The 18,100-nt window shown below is 43.5% G+C and carries 17 protein-coding genes; 4 read left to right on the top strand and 13 right to left on the bottom strand.

Going from position 1 to position 18,100, the window contains the following annotated elements:
* Nucleotides 1–30: 30 nt before the first annotated feature.
* From B0H99_RS09380 to B0H99_RS09355, 6 genes are all read right to left on the bottom strand, one after another.
* Nucleotides 31–1,107 carry a metal ABC transporter solute-binding protein, Zn/Mn family gene (locus B0H99_RS09380; protein WP_106533406.1) on the bottom strand — a complete coding sequence of 359 codons (1,077 nt, stop codon included), beginning with the start codon at nucleotides 1,105–1,107 and terminating at the stop codon, nucleotides 31–33.
* 67 nt (nucleotides 1,108–1,174) lie between these two features.
* Nucleotides 1,175–1,444, bottom strand: coding sequence for a 30S ribosomal protein S14 (gene rpsN / locus B0H99_RS09375; RefSeq protein WP_106533405.1), 270 nt, complete (start codon nucleotides 1,442–1,444; stop codon nucleotides 1,175–1,177).
* A 57-nt stretch (nucleotides 1,445–1,501) separates the two neighbouring features.
* On the bottom strand, nucleotides 1,502–1,651 hold the full coding sequence (rpmG, locus tag B0H99_RS09370; RefSeq protein WP_106533404.1) for a 50S ribosomal protein L33: 150 nt from the start codon (nucleotides 1,649–1,651) through the stop codon (nucleotides 1,502–1,504).
* Between the two features lie 185 nt (nucleotides 1,652–1,836).
* Nucleotides 1,837–2,307 (bottom strand): FixH family protein, encoded by a 471-nt coding sequence (locus B0H99_RS09365; protein WP_106533403.1) that lies wholly within the window; start codon nucleotides 2,305–2,307, stop codon nucleotides 1,837–1,839.
* Between the two features lie 21 nt (nucleotides 2,308–2,328).
* Nucleotides 2,329–3,702, bottom strand: coding sequence for a PepSY-associated TM helix domain-containing protein (locus tag B0H99_RS09360; protein ID WP_106533402.1), 1,374 nt, complete (start codon nucleotides 3,700–3,702; stop codon nucleotides 2,329–2,331).
* Nucleotides 3,703–3,881: 179 nt separating this feature from the next.
* Nucleotides 3,882–5,618 carry a DNA/RNA non-specific endonuclease gene (locus tag B0H99_RS09355; protein WP_106533401.1) on the bottom strand — a complete coding sequence of 579 codons (1,737 nt, stop codon included), beginning with the start codon at nucleotides 5,616–5,618 and terminating at the stop codon, nucleotides 3,882–3,884.
* A 359-nt stretch (nucleotides 5,619–5,977) separates the two neighbouring features.
* Between B0H99_RS09355 and B0H99_RS09350 the strand changes: the two genes are divergently transcribed.
* Complete coding sequence (locus B0H99_RS09350) at nucleotides 5,978–7,189, top strand: MFS transporter (protein ID WP_106533400.1); 1,212 nt, start codon at nucleotides 5,978–5,980, stop codon at nucleotides 7,187–7,189.
* A 2-nt stretch (nucleotides 7,190–7,191) separates the two neighbouring features.
* On the opposite strand, the gene B0H99_RS09345 is transcribed toward B0H99_RS09350, so the two are convergent.
* The 4 genes from B0H99_RS09345 to B0H99_RS09330 form a co-directional block, all read right to left on the bottom strand.
* The gene (locus tag B0H99_RS09345; protein ID WP_106533399.1) at nucleotides 7,192–8,151 is read right to left on the bottom strand and encodes a bile acid:sodium symporter family protein; all 960 of its coding nucleotides are present in this window, start codon (nucleotides 8,149–8,151) and stop codon (nucleotides 7,192–7,194) included.
* Nucleotides 8,152–8,356: 205 nt separating this feature from the next.
* Nucleotides 8,357–9,331 (bottom strand): thioredoxin-disulfide reductase, encoded by a 975-nt coding sequence (gene trxB / locus B0H99_RS09340; protein ID WP_106533398.1) that lies wholly within the window; start codon nucleotides 9,329–9,331, stop codon nucleotides 8,357–8,359.
* A gap of 205 nt (nucleotides 9,332–9,536) precedes the next feature.
* Entirely contained in the window at nucleotides 9,537–10,235 is a 699-nt protein-coding gene (locus B0H99_RS09335; protein ID WP_245894477.1) for a histidine phosphatase family protein, read from the bottom strand.
* Between the two features lie 466 nt (nucleotides 10,236–10,701).
* Nucleotides 10,702–11,568, bottom strand: coding sequence for an HAD family hydrolase (locus B0H99_RS09330; protein ID WP_106533396.1), 867 nt, complete (start codon nucleotides 11,566–11,568; stop codon nucleotides 10,702–10,704).
* A gap of 229 nt (nucleotides 11,569–11,797) precedes the next feature.
* Here B0H99_RS09330 and glcT point away from each other — a divergent pair, with 229 nt between their 5' ends.
* On the top strand, nucleotides 11,798–12,640 hold the full coding sequence (gene glcT / locus B0H99_RS09325) for a glucose PTS transporter transcription antiterminator GlcT (protein WP_106533395.1): 843 nt from the start codon (nucleotides 11,798–11,800) through the stop codon (nucleotides 12,638–12,640).
* A gap of 176 nt (nucleotides 12,641–12,816) precedes the next feature.
* Nucleotides 12,817–14,883, top strand: coding sequence for a glucose-specific PTS transporter subunit IIBC (gene ptsG / locus B0H99_RS09320; protein WP_106533394.1), 2,067 nt, complete (start codon nucleotides 12,817–12,819; stop codon nucleotides 14,881–14,883).
* A 127-nt stretch (nucleotides 14,884–15,010) separates the two neighbouring features.
* On the opposite strand, the gene B0H99_RS09315 is transcribed toward ptsG, so the two are convergent.
* Entirely contained in the window at nucleotides 15,011–15,952 is a 942-nt protein-coding gene (locus tag B0H99_RS09315) for a Gfo/Idh/MocA family protein (protein ID WP_106533393.1), read from the bottom strand.
* A 538-nt stretch (nucleotides 15,953–16,490) separates the two neighbouring features.
* On the opposite strand from B0H99_RS09315, the gene ytvA reads away from it, so the two are divergent.
* Nucleotides 16,491–17,264 carry a YtvA family blue-light photoreceptor gene (gene ytvA, locus B0H99_RS09310; RefSeq protein WP_245894476.1) on the top strand — a complete coding sequence of 258 codons (774 nt, stop codon included), beginning with the start codon at nucleotides 16,491–16,493 and terminating at the stop codon, nucleotides 17,262–17,264.
* 117 nt (nucleotides 17,265–17,381) lie between these two features.
* Here ytvA and B0H99_RS09305 read toward each other — a convergent pair whose 3' ends face one another.
* Nucleotides 17,382–17,657 (bottom strand): GNAT family N-acetyltransferase, encoded by a 276-nt coding sequence (locus B0H99_RS09305; protein WP_106533392.1) that lies wholly within the window; start codon nucleotides 17,655–17,657, stop codon nucleotides 17,382–17,384.
* 2 nt (nucleotides 17,658–17,659) lie between these two features.
* On the bottom strand, nucleotides 17,660–18,076 hold the full coding sequence (locus tag B0H99_RS09300) for a (4Fe-4S)-binding protein (protein ID WP_106533391.1): 417 nt from the start codon (nucleotides 18,074–18,076) through the stop codon (nucleotides 17,660–17,662).
* Between the last annotated feature and the right edge of the window lie 24 nt (nucleotides 18,077–18,100).

Here is an 18,100-nt window from a genome sequence, read left to right as displayed (position 1 = left end):
GTCTTGTTATTGTTTTTTCTACCGGTTTAATCACTCTAAAATTTTTTCAAAGGTCTCCCTGTTTTTTTCCATGAGTGTAAAATAGGTTTCCCCTTGATCAATCTCCTCTTGCGTCAAAACGCTTAAGTTGTGAAGCAGGACGGCTTCCGCATTGACCTCTTTCTGAATGACCTCAGTCAATCTGGAAGAGACATTTTGTTCGAAAGCAATGTAACGAATTCCCAGTTCTTCTGCTTGCTTAACGATTTCCACCAATTGTTTCTGAGAAGGTTCATCTTGGCTATTCAGACCGGCAACTGCCACTTGTTGTAAACCGTAAGAATCTGCCAAGTAGCCGAAAGCCGCATGGGATACAAAAAAAGTTTTTTTCTGCGCATTTGCTGCCATTTCTTGGAACGATTGATCAAGTGCCTTGAGTTCATCAACAAGTTCCTGATAATTTGCTTCATATTCTTCAGCATGTTCTTTATCTTGTGCAATTAATTCATTTTTTATTGATTCTGCTAACTTTTGGCTTAATGCCGGTGAAATCCAGATATGCGGATCAAATTCTCCATGGTCATGATCTTTTTCCGTTGCTTCATGTTCGTGGTCGTGTTCTTCTTCGGTTGCTTCATGATCATGGGCATGTTCTTCTTCGGTTGCTTCATGATCATGGGCATGTTCTTCTTCGGTTGCTGCGTGTTCATGGCCTTGCTCTTCTTCTGTTGCTTCATGACTGTGGTCATGCCCTTCTCCCAACTCACTTTTAGAAATAGCATCAGCCGTTGCAACAAACTTTACCTGTTCATTTTTCAATGTTTTTTTAGCGTTGTCGATAAAGCCTTCTAACCCTAAACCGATATACAGAACTGCATCGGCATCAGCTAAGGAGAGCATGTCTTGCTGTGTCGGTTCGAACGTATGCTCATTTGCGCCAGCAGGATAAATCGATTGGACCTCTACCCGGTCCCTTCCGATTCGTTCTGTAAAATAAGTAAGAGGGTAAACCGTCGTATGTATTTTCAGTTTCGTCTCTTCTGTGCTATCAGCAGCTCTTTCTTCCGTTTCTCCGCACGCGCTTACTAAAAGCAAAAGTAAAAGAATCGGCAATAAAAGTTTTTTCATAAGTCACCTCTTAGTTCATCATATAGTCGTGTACACCAATGGAATTTCCGATATTGAATGAAACAGATTACCAGCTTGCTTTTTTTACTCCCGGTATTAATCCTCTATGGGCAAGTTCTCGAAAAGCAATTCGTGACATTTTAAATTTACGCATATAGCCCCTCGGTCTGCCGGTCAATTCGCAGCGGTTTTTTAAGCGGACAGGAGAAGAATCTTTCGGCAGCTTGTTTACTGCTACATAATCGCCCTTTTCCTTCAACTCTCTTCGAAAACTGGCATAGTGGTTTATACTTTCTTGCTGCTTTCTAGCTTTGGCCTGCTTTGATTTTTTAGCCATTTTTAGTCTCCTTAATTTAAAGCGTAATTATTACGATTTGAAAAATCGTAAATTTTTTTATTTTGTTTCCCGATGAAGAGTTACTTTTTGAAGCCGCGGACAATATTTTTTCAATTCAATCCGTTCTGGATTATTCCGCTTATTCTTAGTGGTCGTGTAATTGCGTTCTCCTGACTCTGTGCAAGCCAATGTGATATTTACTCTCAAATTAGTTCCTCCTTAAAAAAGTTTTAAATAGTAAATATTACGATTTATATCATATAACGTCCAGCTGTCAACTGCAAGTTTTTTCGGAATTAAATTTCTGCGAAGAAATTGCTTTTATTGAATCTCTCTTTTTCTTCTAACAAAAAGCTGCAATTTTCCAGCACCAGCAGGAAATTGCAGCTTTTTTAATGATGATGGCCAGACGTTCCTCCATTTTCTTTCGGGCCTTGCTCTAATGCTTCCAAGTCGCTTCCCGAAAGTCCGCCTACAACAAATTGCTTTTGCGGACTAATGATAGAGCCATTGTTTCCGGCATGAACCTCGATATAATAAAGTCCTTCTTTTGCAAAGTGTGCCGTCAGCTGATAAACGCCGTCTCCCATGTCCTTAGCTTCTTGCATCGGATATCTTATCGATCCATCCTGTTTCCAGATTTCAAAATGGACAAAATCCGCATCTTCCAGCTTTTTTTCGTCCTGTGTCAAAGAGGCTTGTATCGTAACTTTGTCACCAACTGAAATAGCCTCCGGCAACAGAATCTCCAATTCAATAGGAGTTTCTTGTTTATAAAGATCTGCTGCATCGCTGCGGACAGAACAAGCACTTAGAAGAAGCAAGCTAACCAACAACAGTAAAAACACATTGGATTTATTCACAGAATTTCCTCCCTTCCGCCTTTATGCATTCAACCACTTTTTAACTGTTGGTATTCGCTGGATTACAACCCAATCCAACAGCCAAACCGTCAAGATCGATAAGCCGACAAGAGGGAAGAGAATCCCTAATCCAATCATCACCAATAAAAACGGCTTTTTTTGGACCAGAGCCGGTGCGGCAGGTGCACCTAGCCCTTTTTGCGGCTTCCGCTTCCACCATAAATAGATTCCACTTGCCGCCACAAAAATAACGCCAAGGCAAACAAATAAACTGATGAGCTGGTTGGGTAAGCCGAATTGGGTCCCTTTATGCAACGTAATGCCCCAAGCGATCGCTTTCCCGATGACTCCGTAATTATCATAGCGGTAATCTGCCAGAACCGCCCCCGTATATTGGTCGATGTGCATGGTAGCTTCATCCTGAGCTCTTGGAGAAAAGATTGATAGTGTATACACACCGTCTTGTTCTTGCGGAATATATACCGTATATCCGGGATAAATGCCTTCCTGCTCTGCAGTTTCAACCACCTTATCCAGCGACAGAGGAACCAGACCTTGAATCTTTGATAACGGCACATCCAAGGTTTCTGCCGCCCATGGAACTTGCGCGATGTCTTTCGTCTGAACTGTCGAAATTGGTGCATCTCCTACCCAAACAGACGGAGGGTAGCCTGCACCGGAATTGGTGACTATCGTTTGAAAATTATTTCCCCAAAACCCAGACCAAGGCAATCCCGTCAGGACTAAAAATAATAAGCCGGCTGTCACCCAAAACGCCGGAACTGCATGCAAATCCCTTCTAAGAATTTTTTTGCCTTTTTTCAGGCGCGGGAAAAGAACGCCAGCCCATCCCTTCTTCTTTCTAGGCATCCATAAATACAACCCTGTAATCATCAAGACAATTGTCCAGCACGCTACAAGTTCTACAATCCGGTCGCCTGTTGTCCCTGCCATCAGTTCGCCGTGGAGTTTTTCGATCTTCCTCATAATCCGGTCATCGTTGTTCAATTTACCTAACGATTCCCCCGTATACGGATTCATAAAAACCGTAAATGATTCATCGTTTTCAAGAATCGTCACTTCGCTGGAGCGCCCTTCATCTTCTCCGGGCCGGTACCGGGTGACACTAGCATCCGGGTATAGCCGCTTTACTTCTGCCACTTGCCCGGAAGCGGAAATCGACTCTCCTTGCGGGCGTACTTCGTAATAATCCTGATAGATTGTTTCTTCAATTTCTGTTTTAAATAAGTATATGGATCCTGTTACAGCCAGCAAAACCAAGATCGGAGCAAAAATAATCCCCGCATAAAAATGCCATCTCCAAATGGTCTTGTACATATGATTAGCCTTTGATGTTGCTTTTGTTGCAGAATTTAATTCTTTGCCTTTGTTCATTGTGCAATCTCCTTTTGATGCAATCCGTTCATGCCTAACTATCTCAACTAGTATACGTTTTTAAGTCTTTTTTGTAAGTGACTATTATATGAACAGTTAACGGCTGCCTGTCCAGGTAAAGTTTTCAACAAAAAACGTCCGCAGAAGCTTCTATAGCTCCTGCGGACGTTTTTACTGTTTTATAATCGGATATCTTCCATCTGTTTGATGGCAATTCCCGTACCCTTTCCGGCTAATGCGTCATGCGCTTTAAGTTCTCCAAAATCAAGGTGCGCCAATGCTTCTATTTGTATGATCGGCACCTGATAAGTTTGATATTCACCATAAGCAAATTCCAGATTTCCAATCATATCCCGTTGTGTCTGCAGGTAAGCTGATGCTGAAAGCGAGTTGCCATCTTTCTTCATAACGGCAATTTTCCAGAACTCGGCAGGAATCTGAAATTCGTCCCGGTAAATGGGGTCATTCTCCTGAAACACCGGTCCTGTAAAAACCGTTACTTTCAAGTCATGTGTTTCTGCATTTTTTAAAATATAATCTTCAAGACCTAGCCACGTTTTTTGATTGAAGTTCTTATGCTGCGGTGCGCAGTTCGTAAAATGGAATGTATGCTCATTCGCCCGAATTGCATCCACTCCCCAATTTGGATCTTGGCGGCGGGTCAAATGGCCGCGATCGAGGTCGTTCTTCTCGTACAATTCTGGCCCACTTTGAAACGCTTTATCGAGCCGTGGGTCAAAATACCATTTGTCATTGCCCCGTTTCACATCCACCAGCTCACTGCCGTTAATATTGACAGCCGTATAGAATGCCAATCTTCTCTTCTTGCTCATGGCAATGGAAAAATGCGTGTAATCCAAAACAGGTTTTCCGTCTTTTGACGGCGCTCTATCTTGCGCAACTTCAGCCATCAATTCCGGCAGCGGCACATTGAAGCCTTCTCCCAGAAATGCCGGATCATACCCCGATACTCCGCTATACCATTCTTCCCCAAGCTGACCCATTTCCATCGGAACCACTGAAGACGCCAAATCCGGAACCCCTTGCAACAGCGGAGCGAGCAAAGGATGGGGATTGGCACTGTTCCATTCAACAAGAAAATTGAGGATGGAACTGATCCGGATTCCTTCGTTGGCAATCCACTCTGTGCTGTCATCTGGATCACTTATCGCTGCATGATGAAGCGCCACTACCACCCATTGGTCATTAAATACAGGAGAGCCGGAGGATCCCGCTTCCGTATCACTGACATAATGGATAAAGTCAGGTGCTAAAAAACGCACTTCGTTTTCCCTGACAGTAACGGCCTTTGGTCCGCCTTTCGGGTGCTGAATAATTGAAACAAACTCTCCTTCAAGGACTTTTCCTTTCTGGGATAAAAGCGGCAAATACCCAAAATCAGAAATCTTTTTACCGTTCTTTGCAACAGGTTGAATGGCCACAAGGGTAAAATCCAGCGCTTCGTCAGTAATGAACAATTTATCCGGTTCAAAACCAAAACTGCTGATTTCACGCGGTGCAAAGTTTTCATCATTTTCGTAATTGAATTCAGCGGCCGCGTATAAAGCTGCCTCCCTAATGTCCAATACATGGTTGTTCGTCAAAAGAAGCGTGGGAGACACTAAAAATCCGGTGCCATGACCTTGGATCTGCCCGTTCTGATTTCTCAGCGTAGTTCGGCATACCGCTCGGCCCGCTTTGGTTCCTGTTTCCAAATACGCAATCGGCAACAAATCGTTTTTATTGATGATTCGTTCTATCGACAAAGTATCCTGTGCGTTTATAACGCTCGAGCGCACAAGCATTTTGTCCATTTCTTCTGGATCGGCTGCTGGATGTGCTTGTCGTTGCTTTTCAAGATGCCTGTATCTAGCGAGAGCCTGTTGTTCAATGCTTTCCAATTTAGATGCTGTCATATGCTGTCTGCACTCCTTTGGCTATAGTGGATGTGAAGAATTCATTTCGAGCCGGTTCCTTAACCATTTCTGCATTTGTGGCATCCCACTTTACAAGTTTACTGTCCTTCTTATTAGGAAGGTTTACTCCTATTTAAAGAGAATGAACAAAATTTATTTTTATTTGAACATTCAATCTTTAAATTCCATTATAACATGATAGTATTTTTATCGGGATTCAGCGAAAAGCAGCAACAGAACTCTTGGTTGCTGCTACTATTTTTAATTAGTTGCACTTGGAAGTAAATATATTCATTTTTTCCCTTTATAGAATGATAGACTGAAATAACTAACAAGAGCATATTCAAGGAGGCACATATATGGCTGCATTTTTTCTGATTATCATTTATTTGGCTTTTATCAGCCTGGGTTTGCCTGACTCGCTATTAGGAGTTACTTGGCCCGTTATGCAACCCGAGTTTGGTGCGCCACTTGAGACCGCTGGATTGCTTTTCATGGTCATTGCAGGTGGCACAATAGTTTCAAGTTTGGCAAGCGGATTTTTATTAAAGCGGTTTGGAACAGGGAAAGTTGCATTCGTCAGTTCTTTTATGACAGCTGCTGCAATACTCGGCTTTTCTTTTTCCCCGTCTCTTGTATGGCTGTTTCTTTGCGCCATACCGCTTGGCCTGGGTGCTGGAGCCATTGACGCTGGATTGAACCATTATGTCGCCGCTCACTATAAAGCCCATCACATGAATTGGCTGCACTGCTTTTGGGGAGTCGGAGCTACGCTTGGCCCGATTGTGATGGCTGCTTTTATTTCGGGGAATAGCACATGGCGAAACGGCTATTTGGCCATCGCAGGCATTCAGTTCCTGCTCGTACTCATCCTTTTTCTGGCGTTGCCTTTATGGGACAAAGTTGCCGCTTCGCCTATGGCAGCCGCTACAGAGGATACTAAACGTACAGACGCACAAACCACAAAACCGCTGCAAATCAAGGGGGTTAAGCTGACATTGACTGCCTTCTTGTTTTATTGCGGAGCTGAATCGGCTATTGGGCTTTGGGGAAGCAGTTTTCTGGTCAACGTGAAAGAGTTATCCATTGAAACAGCCGCAAAATGGGTGTCCCTTTATTTTGGCGGCATTACAATCGGTAGATTTGTAACAGGTTTTGTTTCTTTAAAAGTCAGCAGCCGGACACTTATCCGCATTGGCCAGACAACCGCGCTTGCTGGAACGTTCTTGCTGCTGGTGCCATTGCCAGCCAGTTTCTCGCTTATCGGCTTTATCTTAATCGGCTTGGGATTAGCGCCAATTTTTCCTAGTATGCTGCACGAGACACCGGCACAGTTCGGTAAGGAACACGCACAGTCAATTATGGGCTTTCAAATGGCGCTTGCCTATACAGGCAGTTCACTGTTGCCGCCCCTTCTCGGTTTTCTGGCATCGCAATCCACAATTGCTGTTTTTCCTTTCGCAGTCGCTGTTTTCATCGCCGTAATGTTGCTGAGTACAGAAATACTAAATGCCTATCTGAAAAAGAAGCAGACACTGAACATGCAAAAGAAAAAGTCGGCAGCGTTTTAAACTTAAACAGGGAGTTTCCTGAGCCTGTTCTCTTCCAAAAGGTCTTTTTTGTTAAACCATCCGGCAATCCAAGCTCCAATCGACAAGTTAAAAATCATATTGAAAATTGGCGCAACCGTGCCCAGTTCACCAATAAATTCGAACGCCAAAATGGCAGCAAGGGCTGTATTGCATAACCCCACTTGAAATAATGCGGCTCGCGCGTCTTCCTCTTCCAGCCGCAGCTTTTTTGCAATGAAATAAGCTGTGGCCATAGGAATGACCACTTGAAGGAAAGTGGTGCCGGCAACTAGCGGAATCAATCCCACTTCTGATGCGATTGCTTCTTTTCCACTGCCGATAAGGGTGTGGACAATCAACAGCAGGGCCAAAGACGAGCCTAATTTTGTCGCAACTTTGGAATAGTCTTTGAATCCATCCATGCCTCGCTGGACCAGTAAGCCGATACCCATCGGAATAACCACAATAAGGACAAAAGACTGAAGCAAATCCCAAAAGGAGATGGCCACTTGTTGACCCGCTAAACCCATCATTGCAAGCGGCGTAACAACCGGACTGATAGCCACATCAAGCAGTGATGCAGCTACGACCAAAGAAGCATTGCCTCCTGCTAAAAAAGTATAGACTGTAGCTGCTGTCGCACTCGGCACCGTTCCCGCTAAAATCATGCCGGCCGCAATCTCAGGCTGAGCCGAAAAGAAACCATGTGCCAACGCAATCGAGACGGCCACCGTCAACGTCCACTTCAAACACATCACCAACACCAATTCTTTCGTTTTCTTATGTATTCCTTTGATCGCTTCCAAATTCATCGAAACTCCGGCAAAAAAGATAACTACGCCCAAAAGAATGCTCGGTACCTTTGTAGACACCTGCCAATAAACAGGTGAAAAATACGTGCATACTGCCACAAGCAAAATAAGCAAAGGCAACTTTTCAGAAATCCATTTAATAATCGCCACTTACGGTTTCATCCTCCCTGTCAGTACGCACCAGCCATTAGCTTCAGCACCTGCTGTTTAGCCCTCATTATACGGCAAACCGGTTTAATTATTCAGTTAATTGTTGAATTTGTCATTGTTTTTTAGTTGTGGAGAAGTAAAAGGAGTTGAATATAAAAAGAGCCCCTAAAGAGGCTCTTTGTTCAAGCAGTATAGTGCGGGCCTGTTATTTGGCTTTATCATAAGCAGGTTCCGATAACGTTTGGCTCCAATCCACAATTTCTTTCCCTTCTAAAAAGCGTTCGGTATCCATGGCAGCCATGCAGCCAGATCCTGCAGCGGTGACAGCTTGGCGATATTTCTTGTCCTGTACGTCGCCGCAAGCGAAGATGCCTGGTATGTTCGTCTCTGTTGTACCCGGTGCTACTTCAATATAGCCGGTTTCGTCCGTGTCAATCTGGCCATTCAGAAAAGCCGTATTCGGCGTATGTCCGATGGCGACGAATATGCCATCTGTTTCGATGATTTCCAGTTCTCCAGTTTCTCCATTCCGCACTTTAAGGCCGCTCACTTTCTTGCCATCGCTCACCACTTCAACCGGTGTATTGTTCAATTTCCAAGAAATTTTTGCGTTCTGCCGGGCGCGCTCCTGCATAATTTTCGAAGCGCGAAGCTCGCTTCTGCGATGGACTACGATGACTTCTGAAGCGAACCGAGTCAAGAAGCTCGCTTCTTCCATGGCTGAATCGCCGCCACCCACCACAATGATTTTTTTCCCGCGGTAGAAAAAGCCATCACAAGTTGCACATGTGCTGACACCTGATCCAATGTTGTCGAGTTCCCCTGGTATCTTCAACAGCTTTGCCGATGCGCCGGTAGACAAGATCAAAGCTTCGGTTTTAATTTCACCTAAACCGGTAACCTGCAATTTGAACGGCCGTTGCGATGTATCTACGGCTGTCGCCCAACCGCTTTTGAACACTGCACCGAAGCGCTCCGCTTGCTTGCGCATATTGTCCATCAACTCTGGGCCCATGATGCCATCAACAAACCCGGGAAAGTTCTCGATTTCAGTGGTAAGCGTTAATTGGCCGCCCGGTTGATCTCCATCAATAACCAACGGATTCATATTGGCTCGAGCTAAATAAATCGCTGCCGTGAGGCCAGCAGGTCCTGTTCCAAGAATCACTACTTTGTGCATAGTCGGCACCTCCAACTTAGAATGAATGTTCAACTCATTACAGTTCGTCTATTCTTTTGATAAGTAAGATTCCCTTGGCTTTTGCAATTTCAGATTCTTTATAAATACCCCAGTTTTCTGCTGCTCAATCCATTTACCTCTCCATGCAGACCACTTCCTTCAACTCCGGTTCCAGTAGCGGTATTCAGTTCCACTAGTTAAGGTTTTACAAAGAATAGGAAACGCAATTCCAATGCCTGGCTCCAAGCTTCCTTTTGCCCTTCCATCCTTTTTTCTGTAATTCCTTCGCTATCATTATGTTAAAAAAGCCATGGCCTATAAGAGCTACGGATTGAAATTCACTGGAATAAAGGATTAATTGCTGCGCTGCCTTCTTCGCTCTTAATTTTGCCTCATCAAAAGATTCATAGTTGTTGGAATACCCGCTAAACCACATTATTCTTAATAGCATTGCCCAAAAAACCGGCGACAGCTTTAAATTGGAACCTTGCCTTGTGCTTATGGGCAACTCGATTTCTCGAAATAAAGGATCCGTGATCGCGTTCGCTTTCGGGTCTAAAAACTTTGCCGATTCTATGGCTCTTTTTAAATCACTGGTGACAATAATGTCTGCTGCCGCCACTTTTTGGAGTGTTTCGGCAGGGCAACTCGGTTCTTCAGCTATTCCATAGAAATCGTAATTTTTCACCCATTGCTTAAACTCGTTGAAAGTGACTGCTTCTTTATGAACAAATTGCGATTTTCCATGCCTGATCAGTGATATTTCCATAATGTTCTCCTTATCTAAGTTTCCGTATTTTGAATAACCTTTTAAATCATCCCAATAAAAGTATAAGCCCTTGAAGAAATCTGCAGGATTAAAATTACAATGATATATTTTCGGAATAGTTAATTTTCTTAACAATTTTAAATACCGTAATGATAAACTATAAAAAATCTAATTTAAACGGATCAGGAGGAAAAAACATTGAGCCAAAACATCTAATTGAGGCTGTATTGGCACTTCCGCTTCAGGCGAATGCTTTCCGCTCCGATGCCTAAAGCAAGAAGACAGGGCGTCTTGCGCCTGCCTTTCCTAAATCATGGAACTTGACTGGAAGAAGTGGCCAGATTCGGAGTGGTGGCCAACCGGTCCGGACACGGAGACTCCTGTGGGAGCAGTGACAGAGTGGAACGATGGAGCGACACGAGCTGAAGACTCTGGACTGAGCGCACGCGAAGGAAGCGGCTGAAGGCGTGCCCACGGAAAGCGAAGTGGCCGGTCCGGTTGGTTTGATGCTTCCCTATTCATCAATTAGAAACTTTGTCTACAGTCTAAAAAGAAACCAGGACAGCTTTGTCCTGGTTTCTTTGTTATTTCTATCAAGATATTACTGCGTTTTCACGGCCAGGATGTTCGATTTCAAGTAATGATAGACGCCTTCTTCATCACAGGTGAATTCTGTTACGTCATCTGCAATTGCTTTTATATGGTCTGGCGCATTTTTCATCGCTACTGCGTAAGTAACATATTGGAACATTTTCACATCATTGTCGCTGTCGCCGACAGCCAGCGTTTCACAGCCCATCAACCCGAAATGGTCAAGCATTTGTTCAATGCCGCTCGCTTTGCTGACGTTTGCGACCATCACTTCTGCATTGTGTGGAGAAGAAGGTGTCATCGTGAAGTCCATTTCTTTTTGGAGCTGCTTTAGCTCCACTTTCCAGTTGTTGATGTGCTCTCTTGATCTGGCGAAGAAATAAAACTTCGAAAACCGATTGCCCGTAATCGTTTCTTTCCATGTAATTTCTTCCTTGATCGCTTTTTTCCGGGAAATCCATTCGTTGATTTCAACGCCTTCTGGCTGAGGATCTCTGACTTCGGCTTCTACATATGCCTTGTCTTGCTGCAGCACCATTCGCGGCTCATCATATGGAAACAATTCATAATATACTTTGTTTTCACGAGCCCGTTCGATAACGGCACCTACCAATTCGCGCGACAGCGAATGTTCAAATACCACTTCTTCTCCAATATATCCCGACATCCCATTAGCAGTGATGATGCCATCCACCGCAAAGCCTTCCGGCAACATTTCGTTCAATTCCACAGCCGATCGCCCGGTTGCGATAAAAACAAATATCCCCTCGCTGCGGAGATCATCAATGACGGTTTTCGTATTCATGCTCACTTTGTTGTGATGGTTTAAAATAGTGCCATCCATATCCAAGAAAATAGCTTTCGGTTTTATTGCCAATGCGTTTCCTCCTGATTCTTTAAATAAAATGTATTTAGCTAGTATACGCTTAGCTATTTTCAAATACAACGATGCCCGTCTGGTCCAAAATAAGAATATGGTGATTTAAAAGCATATATTGAATATAATGAAGAATGAAGAAGTATACTAAGATAGATGCAAACGAATAAAGATCTGTTTAAGCAAGCCAGTTGCAGAACCTTTGGCCTGCTGGCGGACGGAGGCTGAAATGAAACAGATATTGACTATAAAGAAAGTGCTGAATAACAATGTGGTCATTGCTCAGCATGATGTATATAAGGAAGTTGTCTTGATTGGCAACGGGCTCGGCTTCAACAGGACAAAAGGTGAACCGATTTCATTTGATAAAGCGGATAAAACATTTTTGCTGAAAGATGAAAAAGAAAAAGAGCAATACGTCAACTTGCTTCCTTACATTGAAGAAAACTTGATCGGATTCACCCACGAGCTGCTGTTGTTTATCGAGAAAGAAATGGGCAAGGAATTGAATGAACATATTCACGTCGCCTTAACCGATCATCTCGCTTTCGCAATCAACCGGGCAAAAAAAGACATGCAGTTTTCCAACCCATTTTTGTATGAAATTGAAGCGCTGTATCCAAAAGAATATAACGTAGCACAAGCGGTGGTACAACAAGTGGAAGACCGCATGGCTATTTCGTTCCCGGAAGGCGAAATCGGTTTTATTGCACTTCATATCCATAGTGCTGTAACCGACAAGTCGCTGCGTGATATCAACCGGTACAATATTCTTATTTCACAGCTTGTCGAAATTATCGAAGCCAATCTTGACCTGCAACTGAAAAAGGACGATGTCGATTACCACCGGCTGATTCAACATCTTCACCGGGCAATCGACCGCGCCCATCAAGGCCAGCCTCTAGGCGAAGAAAACAAATTGGAAGAGGTATTGAAAAAAGAATATCCGGTGTGTTATAATCTTGCGTGGAAACTGATTAAAGTTATGCAGAACCAATTGAATAAGCCGGTTGATGAAGCTGAAGTATTATATTTGACGATTCATCTTCAACGCCTGCTACACAAATCCTAAATCAACCATACGTGTTACTGATTCGATCAGGCATGAGTATGAAAAGATGCACAGGTCACTCAAGGGGGACGTTTCTCCTTTTTTGATCTTGCCTTTTCTGCTCATGCCTTTTTAGTTTAGTAAGGCGGCGTATTCAATTAGGCTGCAGCTTTTATTTCAATAAGGAGGAATTTTATATGTCTACTAAAGCAGCAAAGTCCAGCAACCTGTTTGGCACGATGCAAAAAGTCGGTAAAGCGTTAATGCTTCCGGTAGCGCTCTTGCCTGCAGCAGGTATTCTGCTGGCGTTTGGAACGAGCTTTGCACAAGACTCGTTTGTAGAAGCGGTGCCATTTTTTGGCGCTGACTGGATTCAAAAATTATTATTTGTTATGGCAGAAGCCGGTGGAGTTGTATTTGATAACCTGCCGTTGTTATTTGCAGTCGGTGTGGCCATCGGTCTTGCCGGCGGCGATGGGGTAGCAGGTCTTGCGGCCATTATCGGCTACTTGATCATGAACGTTACCATGAAAGCGTTTGGCGACATTACCGCCGAGATGACGACGGATCCTAAATACGCTGAAGTACTGGGAATTCCAACGCTTCAAACTGGTGTTTTCGGCGGAATCATCGTTGGTGTATTAGCTGCTTACATGTATAACAAATTCTTCAATATTAAATTGCCTCAATTTCTTGGATTTTTTGCAGGCAAACGTTTTGTTCCGATTGTTACTGCTTTTTCAGCAGTGTTTCTTGGTATCATTATGTTCCTGGTTTGGCCATTCGCACAGAACGGCTTGAATGCACTTTCGCATTTCATGCTCGAAACCAACCGAACACTTGCCGCTTTTGTATTCGGGACAATTGAGCGTTCGTTGATCCCGTTTGGATTGCATCACATTTTCTATTCGCCGTTTTGGTTTGAATTCGGCTCTTACACAAATGCAGCTGGCGAAATCGTCCGCGGCGATCAGCGAATCTTCTTCTCACAGTTGCAAGACGGTGTTGAATTCACAGCCGGGACATTCATGGCCGGTAAATTCCCGTTCATGATGTTCGGCCTTCCAGCGGCGGCACTTGCTATTTACCATTGCGCACGCCCTGAGAAAAAGAAAGTTGTCGGCGGTATCATGGCTTCAGCTGCTTTGACTTCTTTCCTAACAGGAATCACAGAACCACTTGAATTCTCTTTCTTATTTGTTGCACCAGTCCTATTCGGTATCCATGCTGTTTTTGCAGGATTGTCGTTCATGATTATGCAAATTCTTAACGTTAAAATTGGTATGACTTTCTCAGGCGGACTAATCGATTTCTTGCTCTTCGGCGTTATGCCAGGCAGAACCGACTGGTGGTGGGTTCTTATCATAGGAGCTTTCTTCTCAGTCATCTACTATTTCGGTTTCCGCTTTGCCATCAAGAAATTCAATTTGATGACACCGGGCCGTGAAGAAGATACGGAAGAAGACGACGACGGTGAAGAAGTCGGCGATCTTCCATATGAAATTCTTGCTGCCATGGGCGGACAAGAAAACATTACACATCTTGACGCTTGTATCACTCGTTTGCGTGTAAGTGTGGAAGACAAAAACAACGTAGATAAAAACAGATTGAAAAAGCTTGGCGCTTCCGGTGTTATGGAAGTCGGCAATAACATCCAAGCCATCTTCGGACCAGTTTCAGATAGCCTGCGCGGACAAATGCAAGACATCATCAATGGCAAAAGACCACGTCCGCAAGCTGCTCCAAAAGCTGCTATACAGGAAGAAAATGTTGCTGTAAGCAAAGCTGCATTAGAATTCAGCAGTCCGCTTACAGGGGAAATCATGCCGATTACAGAAACGCCTGACCAAGTGTTCGCTGGTAAAATGATCGGTGATGGATTTGCTGTACGGCCAACAGATGGAAAAGTTGTATCTCCGGTCAACGGAAAAGTTGTTACTGTATTCCCGACGAAACACGCAATCGGAATCGCAGCGGACAACGGCACAGAAATCCTGATCCATATTGGAATCGATACAGTTAACTTGAAAGGCGAAGGCTTTACATCACATATCGAACAAGGTGATCTTGTTGAACAAGGCCAGCTGTTAATGGAAGTTGACTTGGACTATGTCGAAAAAAATGCGGCCTCTATCGTTACGCCAGTCGTCTTTACGAACCTGGAAGCAGGCCAAACAATCGAACTTAAAAAGTCTGGCAATGTAACCGCCAATGACCAAAACATTATCTTAATCACTCCTACGAAAACAGATGCTCCAAGCTAAGTTTCAAATTTTAAAGCCCGGCTGCCCGCGAAATTGCTTCGCTGCCAGCCGGGCTTTTTCTTAATACAAAAAAGGAAGAAAATTGCTAAAAAAAGCTGTCGAGAGTTTCTCGACAGCTTTTTTCTTATTATCCCTCCAGCAGTTTCACAACTTGGCGGGAAATCTCATGTGTATTGATCGCCGACTCTACTTGCTGTTTGTTCACGCATATTATAAATTCTTCTAATTCGTAATACATGGTGTCGAATTCATGCGGAACCGAAAGATCTTCTGTTTTGCCATCTCGATACCGAAGGACAATTTGCTTCGGATCGCTGATGCGGTCGATTTCAATAACCCCATTCTCTCCTTGAATTTCACTTGGCAAATAGGAATCTGAAATCTTCGAATACATGATGACAGCTTCTTTGCCATTGTAATCGAAAATCATGCTGCCTTGGCCATCCGCTCCTGTGGACAACAAATAACTGTTCCGTAAAACGTTATTCGGTTCACCGGCTAAATGGACAATCGGAGCAATGCAATATACTCCCAAGTCCATTTTAGCGCCGTTTCCAAGTTCCGGCTTAAAAGCATTTTCGATGATGCCATCCTTGTACTTATCATACCGGGAAGAATACTGATTGTAATGGAAAACAAAACGTCGAATTTGGCCAATTTTAGCTAAATTCTTCTTCAAGTTCAGAAACGACGGCGTTACTGTCGACTTCATCGCTTCCATATACGTCACTCCGTATTGGTTAGATGCCTCAATTACTCGGTCCATTTCATCCACTGAGACTGCTGAGGGTTTTTCACAAAGAACATGGATGCCATTCTCTATTGCCAAGATACTTTGTTCCACGTGGAACGAATTCGGTGATGCGATATACACAGCGTCAATGTTTCCACTTCGAAACATTTTTATAATATCTGTGTAGACATGTTCAACTCCGTACGCCGCCGCAAACTCTTTGCCCTTCTCCTCTGTCCTGGAATAGACAGCTCCGATGCTGAATTCCGGATGAGCTTTTGCAGCTTTAATAAATCGATCGGTAATCCAATTTGTTCCGATAATTCCAAACTTCATGGTGCTCCCTCTTTTCATTCGATATGCATAAGCGCAAATTTCTTTTTATGTAAAACCTGTTTCAATTATACCCCATTGTCATTTTGTAAGGACAAAAATAAAAAACACCTTGCCCAAAGGGCAAGGTGTTCTCGATAATTTGCGGCGTTCCAAGCCACGCTCCACAACGTGTTCCCAAAAGGAATGCTTGTCCGTCTTACGCAAACGAGCTCATCGCGTCTCTAACATTAAAACATATTGCAAACGAAGTCAATGTTTTCGCTTCAAGAACAGATCCCCTAGTTCAGCTACAATGCAGAATAATGGATTAGGCGACAAGAAGTTATGTATAATCTTAATATGAAATTCCATCAAAATAGAGTTGCCTTTTCGATAATCTTAACACTGTAAATCCACCGGATTGTGGAAATAGTTATCCACTCATGCAGGTATAAGAGGGTATATTAAAACGACTCCATCCTCCATATTTATTTTTCAATCCCAAGGCGTTATTGCCATGTAATGCTAATATGAACAGAATACGATCGGAGTTGTTTTTTTGAAAACCTTAAGCTATCCCACGCAAATTTCTCTTTTCGAAGCCATGCTGGATGGAAGCCGCGTAGCGACTTCAGTAACAGATCCCGCCTTGCCTGATAATCCGTTGATTTATACAAATCAGACGTTCGAATCCTTAACCGGCTATCCCCAAGAAGAAGTATTAGGCCAAAACTGCAGGTTCTTACAAGGGATTGATACAGATCAATTGATGCTTCAAAAAATTAGGAAAGCGGTTGAAACGGAAGAAAGCGTGACCGTCACCCTTAAAAATTACCGGAAAGATGGCAGTTCTTTTTGGAACCGTTTAAATATCGAACCGGTAACGGTAGATGGCCACTTGTATTTTATCGGAACGCAAACCGATGTTTCTGTGGAATATTTTCAACGTCAAGTCTTGGCTGAAAAAGATGAAGAAATTAGCCGCCTTTTACTGCCCATTTTGTCAATCAGTGAAAATATGGGTGCTGTTACCTTAGTAGGAGAAATGACAGTAGAACGTTTCGAGGTATTAACGACCAAGCTGAGCGAATACGTTCAAAAAAATCGGACGCAGCATATCATTATTGATATTTCAGGTGTTTTTTGGCAGCTGAACCACTTTTCGTTGCGGTTATTGATGATTCAAGACGTACTAAGACTCATGGGCAGTAAACTATACATCACAGGAATTTCGCCCAAAGCCGCAATAGAAATCTCAGAACTGCGGGAAACGACTAAATCGCTGTTAACTTTTGCGACCGTTCAAAGCGCTATTGAATTTTCCCAACGGTAATCCTACGGACTCTTATACAGAAAAAGACAATAATCTGAATTTCGAACGGATTGTTCTAACAGCCCCGCTCGAAATTCAGATTATTTTTTTAACCTTTTACATTATAATGGAATTGGTCTATTTTGCTAAAACATCCTGATATTCTGGATGTACCTGAAATTGTTTTTTAGCAAAGGGGCAGAGCGGGACGATCATCAACTTTTCTTCTCTTGCGTATTCGATCACTTTCTTCACCAGCGCTTCTCCTACTCCTTGTCCACGCAAGTTATCGGCTACATGGGTATGGTCAACAATAATCCGGGTAAGGCCTGTTGGAACATAATGCACTTCCGCATCTGTTTCAACCGCATCGTTCCCTATATAAAATTTGTTCTCGCCTTTTTTTATATCCATTGCTATGCTCCCCCTTGTTTGCACAATGAACTTTTATCACAAAACGGCTGATTATGTGAGTTGCCGCATCCGCATAATGTCGCCCGATACGTTTTCAGCTGACCTTCCTGGTGGTCAATGCGAAGATCGCCCCGTACCACAAATTGGCCGGAAACGGTTGCCGCAATTGTTGTTGGTACCTCAGGCAATTCATTTGCCCGCTGGTCTTTTCGCAAGTACTGAAGCGCACCACTTGGACATCGGGCGATTACATCCGCTACCGCATTAGCAGATCCTTGATCCGGAATAATCCAAGGCCTCCTTTTTGTATCAAATACTTCGGGATGCCCTTTTACACATTCTGCTGCATGTATGCATAGAGAAGGCGTAAAAGACACATCTACTTCTTCCCCCGTATACACTTTCGGAACTAATCCCATAGTCTTTTCTCCTTTCATTCAAGT

The organism is Planomicrobium soli, from assembly GCF_003014655.1.
In the GTDB taxonomy this organism is placed as follows: domain Bacteria; phylum Bacillota; class Bacilli; order Bacillales_A; family Planococcaceae; genus Planococcus; species Planococcus soli_B.
This window is presented reverse-complemented; position numbering and strand designations above follow the sequence as displayed.

Excerpts from the sequence above, each read along its gene's own strand:
- B0H99_RS09380 (WP_106533406.1), bottom strand. The coding sequence starts at position 1,107 with ATGAAAAAACTTTTATTGCCGATTCTTTTACTTTTGCTTTTAGTAAGC.
- rpsN (WP_106533405.1), bottom strand. The coding sequence starts at position 1,444 with ATGGCTAAAAAATCAAAGCAGGCCAAAGCTAGAAAGCAGCAAGAAAGT.
- B0H99_RS09360 (WP_106533402.1), bottom strand. The coding sequence starts at position 3,702 with ATGAACAAAGGCAAAGAATTAAATTCTGCAACAAAAGCAACATCAAAG.
- B0H99_RS09355 (WP_106533401.1), bottom strand. The coding sequence starts at position 5,618 with ATGACAGCATCTAAATTGGAAAGCATTGAACAACAGGCTCTCGCTAGA.
- B0H99_RS09350 (WP_106533400.1), top strand. The coding sequence starts at position 5,978 with ATGGCTGCATTTTTTCTGATTATCATTTATTTGGCTTTTATCAGCCTG.
- trxB (WP_106533398.1), bottom strand. The coding sequence starts at position 9,331 with ATGCACAAAGTAGTGATTCTTGGAACAGGACCTGCTGGCCTCACGGCA.
- glcT (WP_106533395.1), top strand. The coding sequence starts at position 11,798 with ATGAAACAGATATTGACTATAAAGAAAGTGCTGAATAACAATGTGGTC.
- ptsG (WP_106533394.1), top strand. The coding sequence starts at position 12,817 with ATGTCTACTAAAGCAGCAAAGTCCAGCAACCTGTTTGGCACGATGCAA.
- B0H99_RS09315 (WP_106533393.1), bottom strand. The coding sequence starts at position 15,952 with ATGAAGTTTGGAATTATCGGAACAAATTGGATTACCGATCGATTTATT.
- B0H99_RS09305 (WP_106533392.1), bottom strand. The coding sequence starts at position 17,657 with ATGGATATAAAAAAAGGCGAGAACAAATTTTATATAGGGAACGATGCG.
- B0H99_RS09300 (WP_106533391.1), bottom strand. The coding sequence starts at position 18,076 with ATGGGATTAGTTCCGAAAGTGTATACGGGGGAAGAAGTAGATGTGTCT.